Source organism: Alishewanella sp. BS5-314, from assembly GCF_025377695.1.
Classification (GTDB): domain Bacteria; phylum Pseudomonadota; class Gammaproteobacteria; order Enterobacterales; family Alteromonadaceae; genus Alishewanella; species Alishewanella aestuarii.
This window is the reverse complement of sequence record NZ_JACEHJ010000002.1, coordinates 1,424,146-1,446,332: the sequence shown is the minus strand read 5'-3', so window position 1 is coordinate 1,446,332 and position 22,187 is coordinate 1,424,146. Positions and strand designations below refer to the sequence as shown.

19 protein-coding genes are annotated in these 22,187 nt (G+C 52.7%); 7 read left to right on the top strand and 12 right to left on the bottom strand.

Annotated features, from left to right (window positions below; all coding sequences use genetic code 11):
- Positions 1-87 precede the first annotated feature (87 nt).
- The 4 genes from H1D31_RS11110 (at position 88) to H1D31_RS11095 (ending at position 3,922) form a co-directional block, all read left to right on the top strand.
- Complete coding sequence (locus H1D31_RS11110; protein WP_261258576.1) at positions 88-1,017, top strand: AEC family transporter; 930 nt, start codon at positions 88-90, stop codon at positions 1,015-1,017.
- 61 nt (positions 1,018-1,078) lie between these two features.
- On the top strand, positions 1,079-2,128 hold the full coding sequence (locus tag H1D31_RS11105) for a hypothetical protein (protein ID WP_261258574.1): 1,050 nt from the start codon (positions 1,079-1,081) through the stop codon (positions 2,126-2,128).
- A gap of 103 nt (positions 2,129-2,231) precedes the next feature.
- Positions 2,232-2,789: a hypothetical protein gene (locus H1D31_RS11100; RefSeq protein ID WP_261258573.1), complete on the top strand. Its 558-nt coding sequence runs from the start codon at positions 2,232-2,234 to the stop codon at positions 2,787-2,789.
- A 35-nt stretch (positions 2,790-2,824) separates the two neighbouring features.
- The gene (locus H1D31_RS11095; RefSeq protein WP_261258571.1) at positions 2,825-3,922 is read left to right on the top strand and encodes a transcriptional regulator; all 1,098 of its coding nucleotides are present in this window, start codon (positions 2,825-2,827) and stop codon (positions 3,920-3,922) included.
- Here the strand turns inward: H1D31_RS11095 and H1D31_RS11090 are convergent.
- Positions 3,861-4,778, bottom strand: coding sequence for a LysR family transcriptional regulator (locus H1D31_RS11090; RefSeq protein WP_261258569.1), 918 nt, complete (start codon positions 4,776-4,778; stop codon positions 3,861-3,863). The genes H1D31_RS11095 and H1D31_RS11090 overlap by 62 nt on opposite strands.
- A gap of 107 nt (positions 4,779-4,885) precedes the next feature.
- On the opposite strand from H1D31_RS11090, the gene metE reads away from it, so the two are divergent.
- Positions 4,886-7,162 carry a 5-methyltetrahydropteroyltriglutamate--homocysteine S-methyltransferase gene (metE, locus tag H1D31_RS11085; RefSeq protein ID WP_261258567.1) on the top strand — a complete coding sequence of 759 codons (2,277 nt, stop codon included), beginning with the start codon at positions 4,886-4,888 and terminating at the stop codon, positions 7,160-7,162.
- 15 nt (positions 7,163-7,177) lie between these two features.
- Here the strand turns inward: metE and H1D31_RS11080 are convergent, their stop codons facing one another.
- Positions 7,178-8,812 (bottom strand): response regulator, encoded by a 1,635-nt coding sequence (locus H1D31_RS11080; RefSeq protein ID WP_261258565.1) that lies wholly within the window; start codon positions 8,810-8,812, stop codon positions 7,178-7,180.
- A gap of 134 nt (positions 8,813-8,946) precedes the next feature.
- On the opposite strand from H1D31_RS11080, the gene H1D31_RS11075 reads away from it, so the two are divergent.
- Positions 8,947-9,405, top strand: a complete 459-nt coding sequence (locus H1D31_RS11075) for a GNAT family N-acetyltransferase (RefSeq protein ID WP_261258563.1) — start codon at positions 8,947-8,949, stop codon at positions 9,403-9,405.
- On the opposite strand, the gene H1D31_RS11070 is transcribed toward H1D31_RS11075, so the two are convergent.
- On the bottom strand, positions 9,402-10,286 hold the full coding sequence (locus tag H1D31_RS11070) for a hypothetical protein (protein WP_261258562.1): 885 nt from the start codon (positions 10,284-10,286) through the stop codon (positions 9,402-9,404). The two genes, H1D31_RS11075 and H1D31_RS11070, sit on opposite strands and share 4 nt — an antisense overlap.
- Positions 10,287-10,391: 105 nt before the next feature.
- A complete protein-coding gene (locus H1D31_RS11065; protein ID WP_261258560.1) occupies positions 10,392-11,315 on the bottom strand; it encodes a LysR family transcriptional regulator in 924 nt (307 codons plus the stop codon).
- Positions 11,316-11,443: 128 nt separating this feature from the next.
- Between H1D31_RS11065 and H1D31_RS11060 the strand changes: the two genes are divergently transcribed.
- A complete protein-coding gene (locus tag H1D31_RS11060; RefSeq protein ID WP_065956571.1) occupies positions 11,444-12,952 on the top strand; it encodes an NADP-dependent isocitrate dehydrogenase in 1,509 nt (502 codons plus the stop codon).
- 85 nt (positions 12,953-13,037) lie between these two features.
- Here the strand turns inward: H1D31_RS11060 and H1D31_RS11055 are convergent, their stop codons facing one another.
- The 8 genes from H1D31_RS11055 to H1D31_RS11020 form a co-directional block, all read right to left on the bottom strand.
- Positions 13,038-14,993 carry a methyl-accepting chemotaxis protein gene (locus tag H1D31_RS11055; protein WP_261258557.1) on the bottom strand — a complete coding sequence of 652 codons (1,956 nt, stop codon included), beginning with the start codon at positions 14,991-14,993 and terminating at the stop codon, positions 13,038-13,040.
- Positions 14,994-15,139: 146 nt separating this feature from the next.
- Positions 15,140-16,552 carry a histidine kinase dimerization/phospho-acceptor domain-containing protein gene (locus tag H1D31_RS11050; protein WP_261258554.1) on the bottom strand — a complete coding sequence of 471 codons (1,413 nt, stop codon included), beginning with the start codon at positions 16,550-16,552 and terminating at the stop codon, positions 15,140-15,142.
- Positions 16,549-17,211 carry a response regulator transcription factor gene (locus H1D31_RS11045; protein WP_261258553.1) on the bottom strand — a complete coding sequence of 221 codons (663 nt, stop codon included), beginning with the start codon at positions 17,209-17,211 and terminating at the stop codon, positions 16,549-16,551. The genes H1D31_RS11050 and H1D31_RS11045 overlap by 4 nt, the downstream gene beginning before the upstream one ends.
- Positions 17,212-17,406: 195 nt before the next feature.
- Positions 17,407-18,075, bottom strand: coding sequence for a tetratricopeptide repeat protein (locus H1D31_RS11040; protein WP_261258552.1), 669 nt, complete (start codon positions 18,073-18,075; stop codon positions 17,407-17,409).
- On the bottom strand, positions 18,072-18,932 hold the full coding sequence (locus tag H1D31_RS11035; protein WP_261258551.1) for an SDR family oxidoreductase: 861 nt from the start codon (positions 18,930-18,932) through the stop codon (positions 18,072-18,074). Before H1D31_RS11035 ends, H1D31_RS11040 begins: the two co-directional genes overlap by 4 nt.
- Complete coding sequence (locus tag H1D31_RS11030) at positions 18,929-19,603, bottom strand: TenA family transcriptional regulator (RefSeq protein ID WP_261258550.1); 675 nt, start codon at positions 19,601-19,603, stop codon at positions 18,929-18,931. Before H1D31_RS11030 ends, H1D31_RS11035 begins: the two co-directional genes overlap by 4 nt.
- Positions 19,578-21,131, bottom strand: coding sequence for an AMP-binding protein (locus H1D31_RS11025; RefSeq protein ID WP_261258549.1), 1,554 nt, complete (start codon positions 21,129-21,131; stop codon positions 19,578-19,580). Before H1D31_RS11025 ends, H1D31_RS11030 begins: the two co-directional genes overlap by 26 nt.
- Complete coding sequence (locus H1D31_RS11020; protein ID WP_261258547.1) at positions 21,124-21,837, bottom strand: thermostable hemolysin; 714 nt, start codon at positions 21,835-21,837, stop codon at positions 21,124-21,126. Before H1D31_RS11020 ends, H1D31_RS11025 begins: the two co-directional genes overlap by 8 nt.
- Between the last annotated feature and the right edge of the window lie 350 nt (positions 21,838-22,187).

Below are 22,187 nucleotides of genomic sequence, written 5' to 3'. Positions count from 1 at the left end.
AAAAGGTGGCGCATTTTATAGCAGTTTTACGCAACTGCGAAATAAAACTCTGCATGGTTCGACCAAACTGGTCGTACCGGTACCGGAGTGCTGTGGATAAGTGAGGTGGGGATGGTGTTGTTGGCCTTGTTGCCGGATTTTTTATTGCTACTGGGTGGCACGGCATTGCGTAAGGTGTTACCGCCGGCCGGCTGGCAGGCGTTGGATACCCTGAATTTCTATTTGTTGTTCCCGGCGCTGATTTTCATCAGTGCCCTTGGTGCCCCTCCTGCTGGCCGGGATTTAATGATTCTGGCTCCCGGGATCTGGGGCATTATGTTGTTTGCCTGTCTGCTCGGCTGGCTGGTGCGCGCCTGGGGGCCGGCCCGGTTCCTGGATTTTGCTGCATTGTGGCAAACCGCCTGGCGCTTTAATACGGCGCTGGCGATGGTGATGGTCCAGGCGCTGCCAGCTGAGTATCGGGCACTGATGTCGATTGCGATAGGTCTGGCGGTACCGGTTGCAAATATCCTGGCGGTGTCTGCGTTATCGCGCGGACAGAGCATGGGGCTGGTAAAAACTTTGAAGCTGGTGGCCAGCAATCCTTTTTTATTGGCCAGTCTGGCCGGTTTGCTGTGCTCAGTATTGGCGGTTTCCCTGCCTGAACCGCTGCTGCTGGCATTGCAGAAACTGGCACAGGCTGCGCTGCCATTGGCGCTGTTGTCTATTGGTGCCGCTATGCAATGGCAAGCATTATGGCGGCTTGACCGTTTTCAGCTGGCTTTAAATACGATTAAGCTATTGTTGATGCCAGCGCTGATGCTGCTGATCTGTTACCTGACAGCAGTGCCAGCCGGCCCGGCACTGGTACTGGTATTATTTGCCGCCTTACCAACAGCCTCAGCGGCGCATGTGCTGGCCTCGGTGTATGGTGCTGAGCGCCAACCGGTGGCGACCCTTATCGCCCAGTCCACTATGCTCGGCTGCATTAGTCTGCCGCTGTGGTTGTTACTGTTGTTTAAAATTTATCCGCACTAAACTGGTAATATAAAGCGCTTTGCTTTAAGGTAGAAAAATAAGAATAAATAAGGAGATACGGATGTCATTAGTTACCACGTTAGCGAAATTCCTTGGCAAATGTCTGGGCGGCTTGGTGGCAGTTGTTGTGACCTGCTACCTGCTGTTATGGGGGGTTAACTGGCAGGATGAGGCAGCGTCAGAACACGCGCTGGATCTGAAACGCCAGTTGACGCTAAAGCCGGTTAGCAACAATGGCTATCAGCTTTATACTACACAGCTGGTGCAGTTGGGCTCCGCCGCTATCCCCGAGTTACAGCAATTATTTAGTGATTGCTATCAAGCCGGATGTCAGTCGCTAATTCAGGCGGAAACGGAAACTTTGCAGCAGTTATTGGCGCAACAGCAACAGTTGTTAGCGGCCTATCAACAGTGGCTTGCCACCGAGCACTGGCAGGAATCGCTGCTGGTTAGTACTGACTTACCTGCCTATCAACCGTTATTAAATGGCCAGCGGTTGCAGTTGCTACAGGCGTATCTGGCAGCACGCCAGGGAGATAGCGAGCTGGCACAGCAGTTACTGGCGGCCGATCTGCAATTCTGGCGCAAGCTGTTACCACAAAATCGTTATCTGTTATCCAAGATGATCAGCGTCGCCGCCATTGAGCAGCATTTTCTATTTGCCAGCGCGATCAACCAATCTCTGACTGATGGCGAGCGACCCCTACCTGCGATCTGGCAACAACCTTTTAGTCCGGCTGAACTGAGCCTGGAGCTAGCCCTGGCCGGCGAGTGGCAGCTGTCTGAGCAGCTAATTGCAAAAGGGTTGAATGAGAGCAGCGAATTAAAGCTGTTGCAACGCTTGGGCGTAACGCTACTTAAACCGCTTTATCAAGCGCAGGCCAGCAGTAATGAGCGGGCACTGCTGCTAAGCTGTGAAGCCGGCGGGCAACAAGCTGTTGCTCCCTGGTATCACTGGGCGTATAACCCGGTAGGTAAGATATTGAACCGCGCCTCCAAGGTACCCTGTGCGCAATATTTGTCGAGACTCGAACGTCTGGAACAAAGCCGCCAGCAGTTAGTCTCGGCCGGCCAGGTGCCAGTGCCCGCTGCATCGCTCGCAGCGGACTGATGTAACTGATACCGCAAAAAATCAGCCCTTCCTCATCTTTTGCTCATGTTTTTAGCGCGCCTTGGCCTGATGATAGGCGCGCTAATTAATCAAGGAGCATCTGATGCAAACGTTAAAGAAACCCTCGTTATTCCGGTTTAATCCCTGGCGTCTGGCACTATGGAGTAGCGTGCTGGGATTATTGTTACTGCCGCTGCTAGCCATGCAGTTTAGCAGCGAAGTGAACTGGACCGGCTCCGACTTCGTGGTTGCCGGCGTACTGCTTGCTGGCACCGCCTTGCTAATTGAGCTGGGCTGTCGGGCGGGCAACAATCTGGCCGGGCGCGCCGGTTGGGCTTTAGTCGCACTTACCTCCTTACTGCTGATCTGGATTAATCTGGCTGTCGGCATTATTGGCAGTGAAGATAACCCGGCGAACTTATTGTATCTGGTGGTGTTGGCCGTGACAGCGCTGGGCGCACTGTGGGTCAGGTTTCGACCACGGGGTATGAGCAAGGTGTTATACCTTAGTGCTGCGCTACAGCTGGGGATTGAGCTGGTGATTCAAGTGGCGGATTTAGGCGCGGCACCGGTGATCAATACTGCTTTTGCTTTACTCTGGTTACTGGCGGCGGGATTATTACGAAATTCTGACCCGGAGCGGTCGGATCCTGAGGCATAATAACGTTAGTCGAAAGTATGGAGTGAGTCAGCCCGATGGCGGCAGAGTGTTATTCTTTTGCAGGTTTTCAGCTGCACCCGGCACAGCGGCAGCTTTATTATCACGGGCAGCTGCAGGAGCTAAACAGTCGCTATCTGGATGCCTTGCTGCTGTTGCTGCACCATGCCGGTGAACTGGTTAGCAAGCAGCAGTTTTTTGAGCAAGTCTGGCCGGGGCTTGTGGTAACTGATGAGGCCCTGACGCAGTGTATCCGGACCTTACGCCGGGTACTTGGCGACAATGTCGCTGCGCCGCGCTTTATTGAAACGGTTCCCAAACATGGTTACCGCTTTATTGCGGCGGTCAGCCGGGAGGATGGCAAAGCGCCGGCCGGCGTTGGCGCAAGCTTAACCCCTACGGCACGGCCGACTGCTAACGAAACCCGGGTAGAGCGGCAGCGACAACACCTCTGGTTCAGTATCGGTTATGGCGTGGCCGGGGCAGCTGTGGCCGGCTTAACCGGAGGCATGCTGTATGGTTTGCTGGCGGCGCTGCAAGCCCTGAACAGCGGCAGTCAGGCGATGTCATTTTTGCTGGTGCTGTTAACTGTTACGACCTTGCTGGCGTTAGTGGCCGGCGCTGCGATTGCCGCCGCTATCAGTGCCGCACAGCTATGGCGGTCGCAGCAACCGCTCTGGACCCTGTTGGCCGGGGCGCTGGCAGGTTTGCTGGTTGGTGCCTTTGTCAGTGTGCTACTTAAGGATATGCTGATCCTGTTTTTTGGCCGCAGCCCGGCACAGTTGACCGGAGCTACCGAAGGTTTGCTGATTGGCCTTGCTGTGGCAACAACTGTGCTGTTGCTGCGACGGCAACCACGCTTTCACCGTTTAGGTTTTGCGCTGCTGCCCGGTATGCTGGCCGGACTGTTGATTAGCCTTAGCGGCGGCGTTTTACTGGCTGGCAGTCTGGCGCAACTGGCAGCGGAATTTCCTCAGGCAACGCTGGGTAAAATCTTGCTGCCAGAGGGTTTTGCCCGCATCGGCCTTGGCAACGGCTGGCTTCATCTTAGCGCCATGCTCGAAGCCGGGCTCTTTAGTGCGGGTCTGGCGCTGGGGCTGCAACGGGCGCAACAGCGCCTTTCGCCAATTGAATAAAGGTAGCAATGGGCGTGTTTTGCCGCTCTTGCTGGCGACAGCCGACATAGATATGTTTTTGGATACCGCGCTCGCCCAATCTGAGCAAACTCAGTGGCAGGCTGCTGGCGTACTGACGGGCCAGCCAGTCGGGCAGGGCGGTGACACCGCGATCGGCTGCCACCATCTGCAGAATAATATCAGTATCTTCCAGAGTTTTATGCTGTCTGGGCAGACATTGCGCCGGCAGTAAAAACTGCTGAAAAATATCCAGCCGGCTTAGCTCTACCGGATAGGTTAATAGCCGCTCCTTGCTAAGCTGCGCTGCACTCACCTGCTGTTGCTGGCTAAGCGGATGCTGCTTGCTGACCACCAGTACCAACTCATAAGGGAATACGGCTTCAAACTCGATAGCCGCTTTTCGGATCGGATCCGGGGTGATCAGCAGATCGATCTCCTGATTAAACAACGCTGCCATGCCGCCGAATTGAAACTGTTGCCTCACATCGATATCCATCCCCGGCGCTGCCGCCAGAAAGGGTTTTACAACCTGCAGCAACCACTGATAGCAGGGATGGCACTCCATGCCGATATGCAGGGTACCGGCCTCATTGCTGGCAAACTGCTGCAGCTTTTGCTCCAGCCGTTCAAACTGTGGCAGTAAACGTTCGGCCTGGCTTAGCAGATAGCTGCCGGCCTGAGTCAGCCGCACCGAACGACCATCCTTATCCCACAGCGCGGTACCCGCCTGCTGTTCCAGTTTTTTAATGCTGTGGCTCAGTGCCGATTGCGTCAGATGCAGTGCCGTGGCGGCGGCTGTCACCGAGCCCTGGCGGGCTAACTCGCGCAGAATCGCCAGATGGATCCGTTCTATCATGATATTTATGATCTAATTTCATTGGTTGATGAAAATATACCATTTTTGTTCATTAAATAAAGTTGTTAATGTTTAGCCATCCAGATGGATATAAAAGGAAGGGCACAATGGCAATATTACACAACCTGGGTTTTCCGCGGATTGGCCGCAAACGGGAATTAAAAAAGGCGCTGGAAGCTTACTGGCAGGGCCAGAGCAGCGAGAGTGAACTGGAGCAGACCGCAGCACAGCTAAGAGCGCAAAACTGGCAACTGCAACAAGGTCTGGACTGGCTGCCGGTTGGCGATTTTTCGCTGTATGATCAGGTGCTGGATCTAAGTTTTACGCTTGGTAATATCCCGGCCCGACTGCAGCATTTAGCCGGTAGTGAGCTGGACAATTATTTCCGGCTGGCGCGCGGCCGCTCGGCACAGGACAGTGCGTGCAGCTGTATTCATGCCGGCGAAATGACCAAGTGGTTTGATACCAACTATCACTATATCGTGCCGGAGGTGACCGCCCAGACCGAGTTTTCGTTACAAAGCGGCCGGCTGTTACAGCAATTTCGCGAAGCGAAGGCGCAGGGCATTCAGGCCAAACCGGTGTTGATTGGCCCCTTAACATATCTGTGGCTATGTAAGGCCAAAGATCAGTCTGAGCCCCTGGCGCTGCTGCCACGGCTACTGCCGGTATATCAGCAGTTATTGCAGACACTGCAGCAAGCCGGGGCCGAATGGATCCAGCTGGATGAACCGATACTGGCAACAGAGCTTAGCGAGCCGTGGCAACTGGCTTTTGTTAGCGCCTATAGTCTGCTGGCAGAGGTGCCGGTTAAGCTGCTACTGGCCAGCTATTTTGGCCGGCTGGGAGCCAATTTACCCTTATTACAGGCGTTACCTGTTGCCGGCATCCATCTGGATGCGGTGCGGGGCCGCGCTGAGGTGCAGCAGGTGTTACAGGGGTTGGCGCCGCAACAGGTGCTATCACTGGGCGTGATCGATGGTCGTAATATCTGGAAAACTGATCTGACAGCCGTACTCGACTGGCTGGAGCCGATTGCAGCTTTGCTGGGGGAGCGACTGTGGCTGGCACCTTCCTGTTCCTTGTTGCACGTCCCGGTTGATCTGGACAGCGAGCAGAAGCTGCTGCCAGAGCTGAAAAACTGGTTAGCCTTTGCCAAGCAGAAGTTGCAGGAGTTGCAGATCCTGGGCTTGGCACTTAACCAGGGGCGGTTGCTGGTGGCAGAAGCGTTAATTGATAATGCGGCGGCGATCGCCAGTCGCCGTCAGTCTGCGCTGGTGCATAATCCGGCGGTGCAGCAGGCGCTACAGCAGATCCGGCCAGAGCAGGCACAGCGGCAAAGTCCTTATCCGGTAAGGGCGAAACAGCAAGCAGCACGTTTTTCCCTGCCACTGTACCCTACGACGACTATTGGTTCTTTCCCGCAAACGACGGCCATTCGTCAGGCGCGGCTGGCGCTGAAAAAAGGCACTATCTCGGCGGCGCAATATCGGGATCAGATGCAAACGGAAATTGCTCATGCGGTGGCGCAGCAGGAACAACTGGGGCTGGATGTGCTGGTGCATGGCGAGGCGGAGCGCAACGACATGGTGGAGTACTTTGGTGAGCAGTTATCGGGCTTTGCCTTTAGCCAGCATGGCTGGGTGCAATCCTACGGTTCGCGTTGTGTCAAACCCCCTATTATTTATGGCGATATCAGCCGGCCCCAGCCGATGACAGTGGCCTGGACCCAATATGCCCAGTCGCTGACCACTAAACCGATGAAAGGGATGTTAACCGGGCCTGTTACCATGTTGAACTGGTCTTTTGTGCGCGATGATCAGCCGCGGCAGCAAACCTGTCTGCAGTTGGCGCTGGCGATCCGGCAGGAAGTTCAGGATCTGGAAGCCGCTGGTGTCGGGATCATCCAGATTGATGAAGCCGCACTGCGTGAAGGTTTGCCACTACGGCAAAGCGAGTGGCAACAGTATCTGGACTGGGCGGTGTTTGCCTTTAAACTCTGTGCCAACGGTGTGGCTGACAGTACGCAAATCCATACCCATATGTGTTACTCCGAGTTTAACGACATTATCGCTGAGATCGCGGCGCTGGATGCCGATGTGATTACAATAGAAACGTCACGTTCCGATATGGAGTTACTGCGCGCCTTCGAGCACTTTGCCTATCCGAATCAAATCGGGCCCGGTGTTTATGATATTCACTCGCCCAATACCCCTACGACAGCGCAGATGGTTAAGTTGATGCAAAAGGCGGCGCAGCAGATCCCGGCGCAGCGGCTGTGGGTCAATCCGGACTGTGGTTTGAAAACCCGGCAGTGGAGTGAGGTATTACCGGCCCTGAAAAATATGGTTTCGGCCGCACAGCAGTTGCGTCAGGCCTCCTAGCAAAAAACAGCGGGGTTATCCCCGCTGCGTATTTTGTAATTGCGAATACTGTTTGCTCAGGATCTGCTGATACTGCTTAAAGCGCTCCTGCATCCGTTGCTCAAGGGGCGCACTTTGCAGCAGGGATAGCGCGTTGCGGGCTACCGGCAGGGTATCAGCACTTACGCCGGTACATTTGGTCATCGCTTGTAACAGGCTTAGCGCCAGCGCAGGGTTGGTGGGCATCTCCTTGCTGGCCCGGCTGAATATCAGTACTGCCTTGCCATACTCCTGCTGTTGGTAGGCATCGGTAGCTTGCAGGATCAGCTGCTTTAGCTGCTGATAGAGGGCTTCATAACGACGCTGTTCGGTATTCAGTAATAATCGTTGACTGTCGGTTAAAAAATTGGCCTTATCCAACTGTTTTCGAAGCAGGTTAACGTAAAATTGGCAGCCATAAATATCGCCCGTTTCAAAATAGGCTTTGGCCGCATCCAAACAGGTTTCTGGATGGTGCTCTTGCTCCGTAAGTTGTTGGTACTTAGCTAATAATTGCTTGGCTTCTGCGAGTTTACTTTTAGCGCAAAGCAACCTGACCTGCAAAATCTGTAAATCAAAGGCAATCAGTTCCGGGCTAAAGCGTTTTACCAGACTATCCAGTAATTTCCCGACATGCCCCAACGCATTGGCCCGGTCAATCGGGGCTTGCTGATTGGCATTATCAATAATACAGCGGGCATGATTCAGATAATTTTGTGCCGAGTCATGCATCGAGTGGCGGGCCAGACCGACAATTTTGTGGAAAATCCGGGCCGCGGCGGCGAAGTCATGGCAAAGTAGCGCGAGATTGGCCATGGTTTTCTGGCGGGGAATATTTTTCGGTGAGAGCTGGGTGACATACTGTAGAATGTCAAAGGCGCGCTTCAGATCGCCGCGCTGAAAGTACAAATGCGCCAGGTAGTCACGCGATTCGACAGCCGTTTCGTCATGTTCGGTTAGCTCAGTCAGTAGTTGCTCTGCTGCATCAAAACGCTGTTGTTGCAGAATGCTAATGGCTAACCCTAATTTGCTCCAGACGGGCTTGCGCTGGTTAACCAGTTGCTGGTAATAAATTTCCGCCTGCTGATAATCACCAGCCTGCAGCAAGAGCTCGCCTTTTAATCGCTCTGCTTGTAACTGGACTTCGTTTTGCTGGCGGATAATGGCATCGGCCTGGCGGCAGGCTTCGGCAAGATCGCCGCCCTGCGATGCCTGAAATATTTTGCGCAGCGCCATTTTTTCCTTCATTACCTTGACCATACGCTCTTTTAATACGGGGAAGGTAAAAGGCTTTAGAATGTAGTCATCCGGTTGCAGTTCGATAACCCCATGCACGATTTGGCGCTGACTTTCGGCACTGATAATTACGAAGCAGCACATGCTGTGCAACAATTGGCGGCTTTTTAAGGTTTCAAATAGTTGGTAACCGTCCTGACAATCGCCCAGATTAAAATCGCACAGGATAAAATCCAGCGCATGTTGCTCACAAATGCTAATGGCCTCAACAGCATCCTTGGCCTGATAAATTAATTTAAAGCCTATTTGTTGTAACATGCCTTTGATACTGGCCCGAACCGGTGCACAATCATCTACTAACAGCACTCTTCTGAGTGCAAGAAAATCCGGATCCATAACACTGTGTCCACTACTACTTTCGTTCTACTATGGCATAACTGATCGGAAAAACTAAGCCTGAAAACAGGTACGTGTTGTGGTTTTTTGTGGGTTACAGGTAAGAATTTATTAAATATAGGGAAAACAAAACTATGCTGACCATTATCCGCGATCCGCTGACCAGCCAGGCGATTAAGGATCTGCTGAGCGAACATCTGGCCGATATGTATGCGACCTCGCCGCCGGAAAGCGTACATGCCCTGGATTTGGAGCGGTTAAAAGCGCCGGATATTGTGTTCTGGAGTGCCTGGCAGGACGGACAGTTGCTGGGATGTATCGCGCTGAAGCGCCATGCTGCCACTATGGCAGAAATTAAGTCGATGCGTACTGCTCGTATTGCCCGCGGTAAAGGGGTGGCGAAGGCGCTACTGGCGCACTTAGAGCAGTTTGCCAAAGCCGAAGGCGTAACTGCCTTGTATCTGGAAACCGGCGCCGAACCTTATTTTGCGCCGGCGCGGCAGCTTTATCAGCAGCATGGCTATCTGCAGTGCGGGCCCTTTGCCGATTATCAACCGGACCCGCTTAGCGTTTTTATGCAAAAAGCCCTTTAATCCTGTTTTGGTACTGGTGCTGCCAGCTTTTTCAGCTGCGGCTCCGGCTGCTCGCTTAACGGTTGCAGCTGTGCTTCGATAGCCTGCTGCAGCTGTTGCTTGGGTGCATCAATTAGCTGCTGTTTTTGCGCATCAATGGCTTGCTCAAGTTGCTGCTTGGGTGCATCAATTAGCTGCTGTTTTTGCGCATCAATGGCTCGCTCAAGTTGCTGCTTGGGCGCTTCAATTAATTGCTGCTTTTGCGCATCAATGGCTTGCTCAAGTTGCTGCTTGGGCGCGTCAATTAACTGCTGTTTTTGCGCGTCTATCGCCTGCTGCAGCTGCTGTTGCGGCTGTGTAAGTAATTGTTGTTTTTGCTGTTCCAGTTGCTGTTGCAGTAACTGTTCCGGATTACTGGCCATTTTGGCGTAATCTACCAGCTCATCCGGCCACACTGGCAGCACAGCTTTCGCCTTTTTCTCCACCGCTTCGGCGAAAATCTCTGTAACACCGCCTTTACTGATTAATACCGCCATCTGATTGGTTTCGGCATTCCAGACAAAGCCTGCTTTTTCAGCCAGCTGCGGTAGCGGCGTATAGTTGGACGCAACATAAAACAGCGGCCCTTGCTGTTTGATCTCATCTGCCGTGTTCAGCAACGATACTGCCGTTTGGTAATGCTCGCCCAGTAAGGGTTCCAGCCGCTTTTTAATCAGCGGTTGCTCAAATAAATTCACTTCCTTGGGATCGAGGCCAACCATTGGCTTCATAATGGCCCACATCAGCTGGCCCTGTGGTGACAGTAACAAGGCTGGCGCGACGCAGGCGCTTAATAATAACGCCGCTAATAACAACAAGCTTAGGCGCACGGCTGCGCACTTGTTTACGACATAAGTGAACATAGTTTTTGGGTACCTGAATGGTGTTGGGATTGGGGTTGAATTGAGCCGGAACCGGATCGCGCGCACTCTAGCACGGCGCTGAACTTTTCGCCAGCGCTAGTACATTCAGCCCGATGCCTGCTGTTGCAGATATGCAATAAAGCCTCGCGCCGTCGCGCTTTGCGGGGTGTCACGACGCCAAACCACGTACCATTGCCGGACGATGGGAAAGCCGGCGACCTCCAGTATCCTTAGTCCATTTGTGGTGCTTGACCAGGCCGGTTGATTGACCGCCAAATCGGACAGCACCGCAATACCAAGCCCGGCCGCTACCGCATGTTTAATCGCCTCGTTACTGCCCAGGCTCATCACAATATTCGGCTGAAATTGTTGCTCGGCAAAAAACTGTTCTGTCACTTTGCGGGTACCGCTACCGGCTTCCCGCATTAACCAGCGTTCGCTGCTAAGTTCGTTTAGGCGCAACTTTTTATTGCTTAACGGATGGTTCGCCGGGGCTATGACAATCAAGTTGTTGGTTTGAAAGGCCTGGCTGTCCAAATCCAGCTCTGCTGGTGGTAGCATCATTACCGTCAGATCGTCCAGCCCCTGGCTTAGTCGCTGCACAATACGATCGCGGTTTTCGACACTGAGCTCAATTTCAATACCTGGATAGGCACGCGCGAAAGGGCCCAGCAGATCCGGGACAAAGTATTCGGCTGTGGTGACCGCGGCAATTTTTAGCTTGCCGCGCACCAAACCATGAATTGCCGCCAGCTCTGATTCCAGCCGCTGCCAGCAGCCAGCAAGCTCGCGTACCGTTTGATACAGCAGTTCGCCGGCCTGCGTTAAGCGGATCTGACGGCCACTTTGCTCAAATAAGGACTCGCCCAGGGTTTCTGCCAGCTCTTTCAGTTGTACTGACACCGTAGGCTGACTGACAAAGAGCTCACGCGCAGCCTGGGTTACCGATAACAAGCGGGCACTGGCTTCAAAGGCGCGCAGTTGTTGCGGCGTAATACGTTGAAAACGGGCGAGGGTACTGGCTGGCATCGCTAAGTTGGCTCTGGTTGGCTGATATATAGATTTTAAGCTATGGATAAGATTAAAACTAAATATTTTTCTTAATGATTTAACTGCTCTACAGTGCCGGCATAGCAACCACAGTCGGAGTAGTTCAGATGCAAGCTAAGCAACACCTAAACTCAGAGGCAACAGAGCAGTGCGAAAAGGTAGCGGTAACCGTCGCACTGGGCGATGGGATAGGGCCAGAAATCACCCGGGCCACGCTGGATATTTTGGCCGCTGCCGGCGCCAGAATTGCCCCTGAATATATTGATATTGGTGAGAAGCTTTATCTATCTGGTCACAGTTCAGGAATCGCGCCAGATGCCTGGGAATCGTTGCGCCGCACCAAAGTCTTTCTAAAAGGGCCTGTGACAACGCCAGCCGGCGATGGCTACAAAAGCCTTAATGTGACCATCCGTAAAACCCTGGGTTTGTACGCTAATGTAAGGCCCTGTGTCAGTTATGCCCCCTTTGTCGCAACCCTGCATCCTAAGTTGGACATCGTCATAGTGCGGGAGAATGAAGAAGATCTGTACGCGGGTATAGAACATCGTCAATCTGATGAAGTTTTTCAGTGCCTGAAGCTGATTAGCCGCCCGGGCTGTGAAAAAATTGTACGCTATGCCTTTGACTATGCCCGCAGCCATGGCCGGAAAAAAGTCACCTGCATGGTCAAAGATAATATTATGAAGATGACAGATGGCCTGTTTTATAAGGTGTTTCAGGAGATAGCCGCAGAGTATCCTGATATTGCGACCGAACGCTATATTATTGATATCGGCGCAGCCCGCTTGGCGACCCAGCCGCAACGTTTTGATGTGATCGTGACGCCCAATTTATATGGCGATATTTTAAGTGATATCGCAGCCGAGATGACCGGCAGTGTCGGCCTGGCCCCCAGCGCCAATATTGGTGAACAAATTGCCATGTTTGAAGCTATTCATGGCAGTGCGCCGGATATCGCCGGGCAGGGCGTGGCAAACCCCAGTGGCTTATTACTGGCAGCGGTAATGATGCTGGTGCATATCGGTCAGGCCGAGGTGGCAGCGCGCGTGCATAATGCCTGGCTGGCAACCCTGGAAGAGGGGATCCATACCGCCGATCTGCAGGGTGAGCAAAGCCAGCAAGTGGTTAGCACAGCAGGCTTTGCAGAGGCCGTCATTGCCCGGCTGGGGCGCTTGCCGCAGCGCTTTACGCCGGTGCAGTATCAGAGTCAACCGCGTCAGCCGGCAGTAAAGAGCCTGTATAAGCGGGCGACACCAGCGCATAAGGTACTATTGGGTGTCGACATCTTTTTGCATGAACGTAACTTTACACCGGAGCAGCTGGCCAGTCGTTTACTGGCACTGACTAAAGGTATCTTGCATCTACAGATGATCACTAATCGTGGCGTTAAAGTATGGCCGGAAGGCTTTCCGGAAACCTTCTGTACCGACCACTGGCGCTGCCGTTTTATGCCGGCCCAATCGACACAACTTACGCAACTGCCACAGGAGGTTAAACAGCAGGATATTGTGCAACTGCTGCAAACATTAACCCAGGCCGGGCTGGATGTGATGAAAACCGAGAACCTGTATAGTTTTAACGGTGAGCGCGGTTTCGCACTGGGGCAGGGGCAGTAGCCACGGTAAGATGGTTAATCCGGGGCAAGATATTAAAGCCTGCGTTGCCGCAGGCTTTAATCAGTAATGCTTTGCCACACCCTCACTAGACTCTGAATTGTCCGGCCGACTGCCCCAAACTCTGTGCCATACCAAGTAACTGGCGGGTGCTGCTGGCGACCTGGGAAATGGCGGTACTGTTTTCCTCGGCGGCGGCGCTAAGTCTGGAGATGCTATTTGCCAGAGTAGCGGATACCGTAGTTTGTTCTTCCGCCGCTGTTGCGGTTTGGGTCATTAAATCTTTTAGCACGGCCAGACGCTGATAAATGTCATTTACGGCGTTTGCCATCGCGTTAGATTGTTGTAGTGTTTGTTGAGCGGCTTCGCTGCAAAAGCCGCTGTGCGTCGCCAGAGACGCCGCTTTACCAGTTATGCCGTTGAGTACTGAAGATATCTCTTTAATCGCCTCCTGCACCCGAAAGGCCAGCTGCCTGACTTCATCAGCCACGACGGCAAAGCCACGACCATGTTCGCCGGCACGTGCAGCTTCAATAGCGGCATTTAATGCCAGCAAATTGGTTTGTTCGGCAATGCTGTTGATGACGCTAAACACCTGACCAATTTTGCGACTATCCTGGTCCAGCTCACCGACTTCGTGATGAATGTGGGCAAAGCGGGTCAAGGTTTGTTGTAAGCTTTCACTGGTAGCGTTGAGGGCGGCGGTAAGCTGTAGGCTGGAATTGTTGCAGCCTTTTACTTCATCGGCGGCATAGGCCGTATTTTTACCGATTTCGGCGGCGGCATAGCTCATTTCTTCAACTGCTGTTGCCAGCATATCGGTCTCACGGGCCTGCAGTTGGATACTGCCATCCGCCTGGGTAATGGCTGCTGAATTTTGGGTTGCAGTATTTTCCAGCTCCCGGCTGATACCCAGCAGCTGCGAAATCAAACCTTTAAGCGTATGTTGCATTTTTGCCAGCCAACCCATCACATGGCCGGGTTGTTCGGGTACCATTAACTCAGTGGTAAAGTCACCGGACGCGATGACACTGGTAAGCTGGCACATTTGCTCCGGCTCACCGCCAAGCGGCCTGATCACTAAACGACACACCAGCTCGGCGGCCAGAATCGCCAGCAGTAAAGCGGCCAGGCTAATACCAATGCCGGTAAATAGCATGCGGCGGGCTGGTGCTGCGATTTCGGCAACGTCAATTTCCGCCAACAGCGCCCAGCGTACACCGAACACATTCAGCGGGGCAAAGGCCGATAACACGGCATTGTTGTTGTAATCGATAACTTGCATAACGCCATTCTGCCCGGCTAGCGCCTCTCGTACCGCCTTGGTATCCACGCCGTTTGCGGCGACGGTACCACGAAATGAGGCCTGAATATTGCGTTGTTGCGGATCGAGATAGGAATCTGAGCGCATTCTGAAATCGCTGCCAACCAGATAGGTTTCGCCACTGTCACCCATACCTGCGCGAATTTGCATCACGCTATTAATCTTATCGATCGACAGCTGAGCGGCAACATAAACCCGCTCCTGATTAAGCATAATGGCTTTGCCAAGAAAGGCGGCGGCTTCATTATTCGAGGGGGCATAGGGCGAGAAATCTTCCATCAGCACCTGATTATCCTGAGCCCGCAGTTGCTGAAACAACCGGCCAAGACCAGAGTCGCGGTAGGGCCCATGTTGCAGATTGGTGTGCAGATCGGACTCTCGCGCCACAGTGTAAATAATGTCACCAGCACTGTTTATGACAAACAGATCATAAAATCCAAGCTGCTGATTAATAGCGCTAAAAAATGGCGTTAGACTCTCAGTTTGCTCCAACTGCGGTAACTCGGCCACCGCACTGGCCGCAACTTCTAATCCGGCACGAAAATCATGCAGCATGGCAGCGATATTTTGTTCTTTAATTTCCCGCACTGCGACTAAACGCGATTCGGCTTCGCGAAACAGTTCAGTGCGACCCAGCAGGGTAATCACGGTAGTGGCAACGAGTAGGGGTAACAGGACGATACTAAGGCTAATGATCTTTATTTTCTGACTAAAACCCATTTTCAACTCCCTGATGATACGTTTTAGATACCAGAAGAATAAAGCATTGTTTCTTTAAAATAACAATGATGCATAAAAAATTTAATTTTTAAAGCAGGAAGGTGCGCAGCCAGATGTCGCGGGAAAACGATATCGTTAAAAGATATTTAACTCTGGTTGTTGGCAAGAGTGATAATGATCTGTGCCCTAAACGTATGCCCTGAAAAGGCGCAGTTAAACCCCAGATGATGTAGCTCCGTAATGCGTTTTACGATTGACAGACCCAAACCTGAGCCTGTTAGATCCTGATGCCCGGGAGCGCGGTAAAAGCGTTGTCCCAGGACATCATTATCCACTGCGACTAAGCATTGATTCTGTATTGTCAGTACAATCTTATTATTTAAACCCGGCTCAAGGCGCAGTACTACCTCTGTATCTGCTGGCGCATACTTGGCGGCATTTTCAAACAAGTTACGCAGTGCTACCTGTAACAGTGTCGTGTCTACCTGCACTTGATAACCCGCAGCCCGGCAAGCAGCAAGATCGTCTAGTTGCCAGATAACTTTTTGCAGCAGCGCTGGAGCGACCTGGTGCAGGCTGGTTTCCAATAAATCTGCGAGTGGTTGCGGCCGCAACGCCAGTTTCGGGTGTTCTAACCGCGCCAGCGCCAACAGTTGATTGGTCAGATGGCTCATCCGTTCACTGCCTTGTTTAATTGCGGTCACCGCCGCATCCTGTTCCGCATTAAGTGCTGTTTGTGCCAGATTTTGGGCATACAAACTGATAATACTCAGGGGCGTGCGCAGTTCATGCGAGGCATCAGCAATAAAGCGTTTTTCGTGTTGCATATGCTGCTCAATCGCTGCCAACAGCTGATTAATAGCAGTGACAACCTGAGTCAGTTCAGCCGGCATTGGACTGACGATAGGTTTTAGTTGCTCAGGTTTGGTATGAGTGAGTTGCTGTTGCAGTTGTTTTAGCGGCTTTAAACCGCGCCGGACCAGGTAAAGGGTTAGCAGACTCAGTGGTAAGATTAAAAACAGAACCGGCCGGATCTGGGTTAGGGCGATGCTATAGCTCAGCTCCTCGCGCACCGCTTCGCGCTGACTGCTAACGATTTGTACCCCCAGCTCATCCAGACGCAGGGTAAAGTTGATCCACAGATCACCGTTCTCAGTGTGATATTCGCTAAAACCGGTTTTACGAACCGGCCGCATTGGCTGTTGCAGATTAGCGGTATGCAGAATCAACTGCTGCTCGTCACGCCAGATCTGGATCGCGATATTGCTCTCATATTTGTAGCCGGTAAGAAAGCGCTCACTAAGCTCAGCCTGGCCTTTAACCAGCTCGTCCAGATGCGCCACTGGTATCAGCACTGGTGTTTCCTGCTGTAATAATGTCGGATTAGCCTTTAGTACTCCTGCGGTTAAGCGGGCGCTTTGCGCCAACTGTGCATCAAATACTTCGTCTATTTCATGCAGGCTTTGCTGATAGCTGATATAGCCGGTCAAACTCAGGACGGCGATCACCAGTAAATTGAGTAATAGGACTAAGCGGCTTTGAATACTCAGTGGCTTCATACTTGTCCCGGTAACAGGTAGCCGATGCCGCGCACGGTTTTAATCAGCTCCGGGTGCAGTTTTTTGCGCAGGTTATGAATATGCACTTCAATGGCATTACTTTCGGTATCGCCATCCCAGCCCACACTTAGCTCTTCCAGATGCTGGCGGCTTAAAATCTTATCTTTGTGCTGCATAAAGTCTTTTAACAGTAAAAATTCGCGCCGGGTTAAATTCACGGTTTTCCCGGCATATTCGCAGCTATGTTTCACTAAATCGAGCAGCAGTTCACCATGCTGCAGCACATCATGCCGCCGCTCGGCTTTGCGGCGTAATAGCACCCGGATCCGCGCTTCCAACTCCCGCACATCAAAGGGTTTGACCATATAGTCATCAGCGCCGTCGTTTAACAGTTGGAGCTTAGTGTCAATTTGATCCAGCGCCGTGAGTACCAGCACCGGCAGTTGATGCTGCTGTGCGCGTAGCTGTTGTAAGATTTTGCCGGCAAAGCCATCGGGTAGGCCTAAATCCAGGATCATTAAATCAAACTCCGCATTATCCAGCGCCTGCAGTGCTTGCTTACCGGTGCGGCAATGTTCGGTTTGATAACTGGCCCGCGCCAAGGCTGTAACTATACCCTGTGCCAGTAAGTTATCGTCTTCTACCAGTAAGATCCGCATGCCATTTATCCGTTTACGGTCAGTCTGTTAACTATAACCAGATTAACCTCACTTACTTAAGAAATTCTTAAGTTTTCATCTCGTGCAGCAGTTAAATGACTAGCGGGGAATAATGCGGTCAGACGGTTATCCAAAGTTATCGCAGTAAATAGCAAATATACCGGCTAAGCCGGTATATTTAGAGGATATCGAGCCTTAACTTTTAATTTTGCTACGCGCTTTAGTCAGCGCCAGCTCAATCTCTTGCCGGCGTCCGGCATCGGCGTCTTCACGGCCGGGGCGCGGCGGCGCCAGCAAGGCTTTTTCCAGTACCGCCACGGCGGCCTTATATTCTTTTTGTTGCAGCAAGAAATCACCGTAAAAATAATTACTGTCGATACCGTCAGGGTTAACCTCCAGGCCTTTTAGTAAATATTCGCGGGCTTTTTTATCGCTACCAAAGCCGACAGGCCAACCTGGAACCTGATAATACAGTGAGCCCAGGCTGGTATAGGCCGAGCCATCCAGCGCTTTCTCATCCTGCTTTAGCGCCTGTTCAAATAGCTTTTTCGCGGTTTTGACTTCGCTAAGCGCATCCAAACCGCCGACACTGCCGGCATAGGTGGCGCGGATAATACCTTCCCAAATCAGGTAGCGGGCATCCTCAGGGTGGGCTTTTACGGCGGCCTGGGCGGCGCTAACCAGTTCGGCAAAGGCTTGCTGCTGGGTTTTACCACTTTGCTGATACTTTACGCTGGCCCATTGTTGTTGAATCTGACCTAGTTCGCTTGGTACTGCGGAAAGCGAGCTTTCGGCCTGTACTGACCCCAGCAGTAAGCTGGCGCTGAGTAAACTTAGGGCAATCAGTGAAGAGGTTTTTTTCATTTGCATGCTCCTTTATCGCTGGCAGGGACGCTTTTCACTTCAGCCAGCGCATTGTGGGTTAACCCTGGGGCTTGCCGTCGGGCGAATTGTTTGATGGTCGTCAGTTGTTTGCGTAGTGCTTTATCCAGTAAGGCTGGCAGCAGCGCATTTAGCCGGATAAACAGTCGCTCCGGCATGCCAAGGTTCTGATCCTGCATCTGTTTTGCGATTAACTGGTTTAGAATTTGGGATGCGACCCACTCAGGTTGATCGGTTTTGCTACCCAGCGCCTGATTCAGCTGCTGTGCTGCCAGGGTGTTCATACTGGTTTGGGTAGCCCTGGGTGCGATATAGCAAAACTGCAGAGCGGTATCGGCCATTTCCCGGCGTAGCGCCTGCACAAAATGCTTTAGCGCGGCTTTGCTGGCGCCATAGGCGGCATAGCCCGGATAGCCGATGGCACCCAGTGTCGAGCCGACATAAACTAAGCGTGCCTGAGGTGTAAGCCGGGGTAACAGGGCGCGGGTAAGTAGTATTGGCAGTAGCGTGTTAAGTTCAAATAGCCGCTGTATTGCTGTTGGCTCCTGCTGTCCAAACAACGCAAAATCGTTATAACCTGCGGCGAAGATCACACCATCGAGCTTGTCGGGTAGCGCCAGCAGTAAATGCTCGCGACCCGAAGCATCACTAAGATCGGCGGCCACACACTGGGTTTTAGTGGCCAGTTGCGTTGCCAACCGCTGTAGCGGTAACAGATTGCGCCCGGTAATAATCAGGTTCGCGCCCTGTGCCGCGAGTTGTTTCGCCAGTGCGGCACCAATACCGCCACTGGCACCTAGCAGCAGTAGTGTTTGGCCCTGTAGGGCAGCGGCGCTCATGCCGCCGCCTTAGCCGCAGGCGCTGCTTCAATACTGCGAAAGATATTGCCATACAGCTGATAGAACACTTTAGCAGCATGCACAATCGCTTGCTGATCGGCTGCATCGCTAATGGTGTCCATAAGTTTTTCAAAAAAGCTCAGATGTTCAATATCCAAACTGCCGTGCGAGCGTATATAACTAAAGGCTTTATTGGGTAACTGTAGCTGCTGCTGAATAATCTCAGCGGCGCCGGTGGCGAGGTTAACGCTAGTGCCTTCCAGTACCAACACCATGCCAAAAAAGGCCAGCGGGTTGCCTCGCAGCACAGTGTCATAGGCGTAGGAAACCATCAGTTCGGTGGCAAGGCGCGGTGTGCCGTGGCGTACTTGCTCTTTGTCGGCGCCGGTTGCTGCAAGATCATTCAGCACCCATTCCTGATGACCCAGCTCTTCTTCGATATATTCAGCAATGGCTTCGCGGTAATATTCCTGGGCACTGCTTAGCCTGCTGCCAACGGCCATCAGTAATGGCACTGTGTGCTTAACATGATGGTAAGCTTCCGTTAAAAATGCCTGATACTCGGCTAGCGTAAAGCTTTGTTGCTTAAGGCAGCGCTGGATCAGCGGTGCACTTAACAGATACTCGCGTTCGGCCTGGGTTTGCTCAATTAATTGCTGATAAAAGCTCATCGCGATGCTCCTGGTTTAGCGGCACAAGCACTGGCTCTGCCGTTGTTGGGGTAAGGTGGTAAAGTTGCTCAATAGGTTGTTGGTACCGCGCCAGAATATGTTGGCGGCGCAGCCGGCCGTTGTCGGTAAGTTGCTGGTTTTGGCCGCTAAAAGGTTCATTTAGCAGCAAGACGGTACGAATTTGCGCATAATCCGGGAGCCGGGCGTTAAGCGCCTGCAACTGGGCACTGAGCTCCGTCAACTGCCTGGCCGACCGCGGCACTATCAGTGCACTTAACCAGGGCTTGGCATCACCGCATACCATGGCCTGGGCGATCGCCGGGCAAAGCTGTAGCTCAGCTTCCAGCCATTCCGGCGAGATATTACGGCCAAAGCTGCTGATCAACAGTTGTTTGTTGCGCCCGTCAATTTTCAGATAACCTTCGCTGTCCAGTTGCCCCAAATCGCCTGTCGCTAACCAAGAGTCGGCGTCGCGTGCGGCTTCGCCTAAATAGCCGGCATAGAGCTGACCTTGTACTTCAATCTGGCCCGCGTTAATCCGCAGTTGTATATGAGGTAGCGCTTTGCCGACGCTACCGGGCCGATTCGCAGCAGGTAAGTTTAAAGCCACCACTGAGCCAGCTTCGGATAAACCGTAGCCCTGATAGACAGGTAGCCCTAGCTTGGCGGCCTGTGCCAGTAATGCCGGTGCGCAGTGCGCACCACCAACGGCAATAAAACGAAAGCTGGCTGCCAGTGCCGGTTGCTGCTGGCAAATCAACAGCAGCGCCTGCAGCAACTGTGGCGTAAGGATCAGGCTGTGCGGCTGGTACTGCGCCAGGCTTTGTGCCAATTGCGCTGAATCGAGCTTTGAACTTCCGCTCAAACCGCTTTGCGATTCGTTCAGCACAATAATTTGCTGCCCCAGAGCCAGAGGTAAATACACACCGGCCTGATTTTCCAACAGGGTAGATAAGGGCAGCAGACAGTAATGTCGCAGTTGTTGCTGTTGTGCCTCTGCACTAAATTCTGCGCCTAGTGCTTTAACTAATCCGGCTAAGGTCGCCGCTTGCTGTGCCCAGCTTAAACATACGCCTTTCGGGCTGCCGGTAGTGCCAGAGGTAAAGGTCACTTTACCGCTGGATATTGGAAAGGTTGGCACTTCGTGAGTACCTGATTGCGGCACCTGCCGATACCATAAACCTGGCACTGCGCAGGCTATGCTGCCGGCAAGTAGTTCGGTCTCCAGTACGATCTCGATCGCGGCGGTATCAAGGATATAAGCTTGCTGCGCCGCTGAGAAAAAACGTGGTAGTGGAACACAAACTTTGTCGCTCACTGCCAGCGCTAAATCGGCAATAATCCAGCTGATGCTGTTCGGGCCGCTAATGACAAAGCGCTGTGCCGGCAGTTGTTGCAGCCAGTTGGCCAGTTGAGATACCTGTGCAGCGAGTTGCTGATAATTCAGACTGTGTTGGCCGTCAGTTAACGCCGGGCGGTCGGCAAACTGGCGCAGGCTGGGAAAATCCAAAGGTACTGACTTAGTCATGACCAGCCTCCGTTAGCCGCGCCAATTGCGGTTGCAGCTCAGTCAGCTGTGGAGCCAGTAACTGCTGTAGTAACTGATAGCGCGGCAAGCGCCGGGCACTGGCTATGGCCGGTAAGGTCATACCTGCCATCACTTGCGGGTGTTTTTGGTAGTACGCGCCCCAGGATTGGGGCTGCTGCAGCTTATCGGCATTGGCTGCGGCTAACAGTATCGGTTGATAATGTAGCTTGCTTAACAGGGATTGCACTTCATCAGTTGCGGTAAAGGTTACCCAGCGAAAGCGGCTAGCGGCAATCAGTTCACTCAAGGCAACCATTAGCAGCAAGCTGCTGCCAGCGCGTGCCGATACCAGATTGCCGATTTCCAGAATTTGCCCGCGTTTTACCTCTTGCCCGGATTGTTCTGACAGCAGCTGTTCAATCTGCTGTGGCAGATATTGCTCCAGAAACAGCGGGCCCTGCGTTGCGGCCTGTAACCCGACCGCTGCGGTCAGGGCTCCGGCGCAGCGTAAACTTAGCAATTGCGGCAGAAAGTAGCAGATTTCGGCCTGATGCTTGCGCTGAAACTCGCGGGCAATAAGGGTTTCTACTTCAGCGCGGCCATCGGCTTGTCTTGCCAGCAAAGTCAGTTTACTGGTCATATTTCCCAGGCTACACAGCAGCGGCATAGCGGCAGCGGGTGGTGCCAGTAATAAGGGTTCAGACATAAGACGCTCCGGTTTAACCTCGATGCTGGCAGGTTAGGTGGCGAAGCTTAAGAAAACATTAAGCAGCAAAAATGCTGAAAAATTATTTCGGTGTTGATTAGGGCGTGTTGACGTTTGCTGCTTATTTTTGCAGCTGTTTGGCTGGTGTTTATACAAGGCAGAGCTTGTGATGTGTAGTTATTCTACATGAACAAGCGATAACGCAGTAGAAACGCCAGCCAAACGCTGCCCGAAGGGTTCACGCTGGCGGCGCTTTGCTCTTTGTCACTCGTCACTTATTTAGAATAACTAAACTGCGCTCCTCGTTTCGCGATCAAAGCGCCGCCAGTGTGAACAAAATCTAAGCAGTA

Coding starts and splice junctions, on each gene's coding strand:
- H1D31_RS11105 (WP_261258574.1), top strand. CDS start 1,079: ATGTCATTAGTTACCACGTTAGCGAAATTCCTTGGCAAATGTCTGGGC.
- H1D31_RS11100 (WP_261258573.1), top strand. CDS start 2,232: ATGCAAACGTTAAAGAAACCCTCGTTATTCCGGTTTAATCCCTGGCGT.
- H1D31_RS11095 (WP_261258571.1), top strand. CDS start 2,825: ATGGCGGCAGAGTGTTATTCTTTTGCAGGTTTTCAGCTGCACCCGGCA.
- H1D31_RS11090 (WP_261258569.1), bottom strand. CDS start 4,778: ATGATAGAACGGATCCATCTGGCGATTCTGCGCGAGTTAGCCCGCCAG.
- metE (WP_261258567.1), top strand. CDS start 4,886: ATGGCAATATTACACAACCTGGGTTTTCCGCGGATTGGCCGCAAACGG.
- H1D31_RS11080 (WP_261258565.1), bottom strand. CDS start 8,812: ATGGATCCGGATTTTCTTGCACTCAGAAGAGTGCTGTTAGTAGATGAT.
- H1D31_RS11075 (WP_261258563.1), top strand. CDS start 8,947: ATGCTGACCATTATCCGCGATCCGCTGACCAGCCAGGCGATTAAGGAT.
- H1D31_RS11070 (WP_261258562.1), bottom strand. CDS start 10,286: ATGTTCACTTATGTCGTAAACAAGTGCGCAGCCGTGCGCCTAAGCTTG.
- H1D31_RS11065 (WP_261258560.1), bottom strand. CDS start 11,315: ATGCCAGCCAGTACCCTCGCCCGTTTTCAACGTATTACGCCGCAACAA.
- H1D31_RS11060 (WP_065956571.1), top strand. CDS start 11,444: ATGCAAGCTAAGCAACACCTAAACTCAGAGGCAACAGAGCAGTGCGAA.
- H1D31_RS11055 (WP_261258557.1), bottom strand. CDS start 14,993: ATGGGTTTTAGTCAGAAAATAAAGATCATTAGCCTTAGTATCGTCCTG.
- H1D31_RS11050 (WP_261258554.1), bottom strand. CDS start 16,552: ATGAAGCCACTGAGTATTCAAAGCCGCTTAGTCCTATTACTCAATTTA.
- H1D31_RS11045 (WP_261258553.1), bottom strand. CDS start 17,211: ATGCGGATCTTACTGGTAGAAGACGATAACTTACTGGCACAGGGTATA.
- H1D31_RS11040 (WP_261258552.1), bottom strand. CDS start 18,075: ATGAAAAAAACCTCTTCACTGATTGCCCTAAGTTTACTCAGCGCCAGC.
- H1D31_RS11035 (WP_261258551.1), bottom strand. CDS start 18,932: ATGAGCGCCGCTGCCCTACAGGGCCAAACACTACTGCTGCTAGGTGCC.
- H1D31_RS11030 (WP_261258550.1), bottom strand. CDS start 19,603: ATGAGCTTTTATCAGCAATTAATTGAGCAAACCCAGGCCGAACGCGAG.
- H1D31_RS11025 (WP_261258549.1), bottom strand. CDS start 21,131: ATGACTAAGTCAGTACCTTTGGATTTTCCCAGCCTGCGCCAGTTTGCC.
- H1D31_RS11020 (WP_261258547.1), bottom strand. CDS start 21,837: ATGTCTGAACCCTTATTACTGGCACCACCCGCTGCCGCTATGCCGCTG.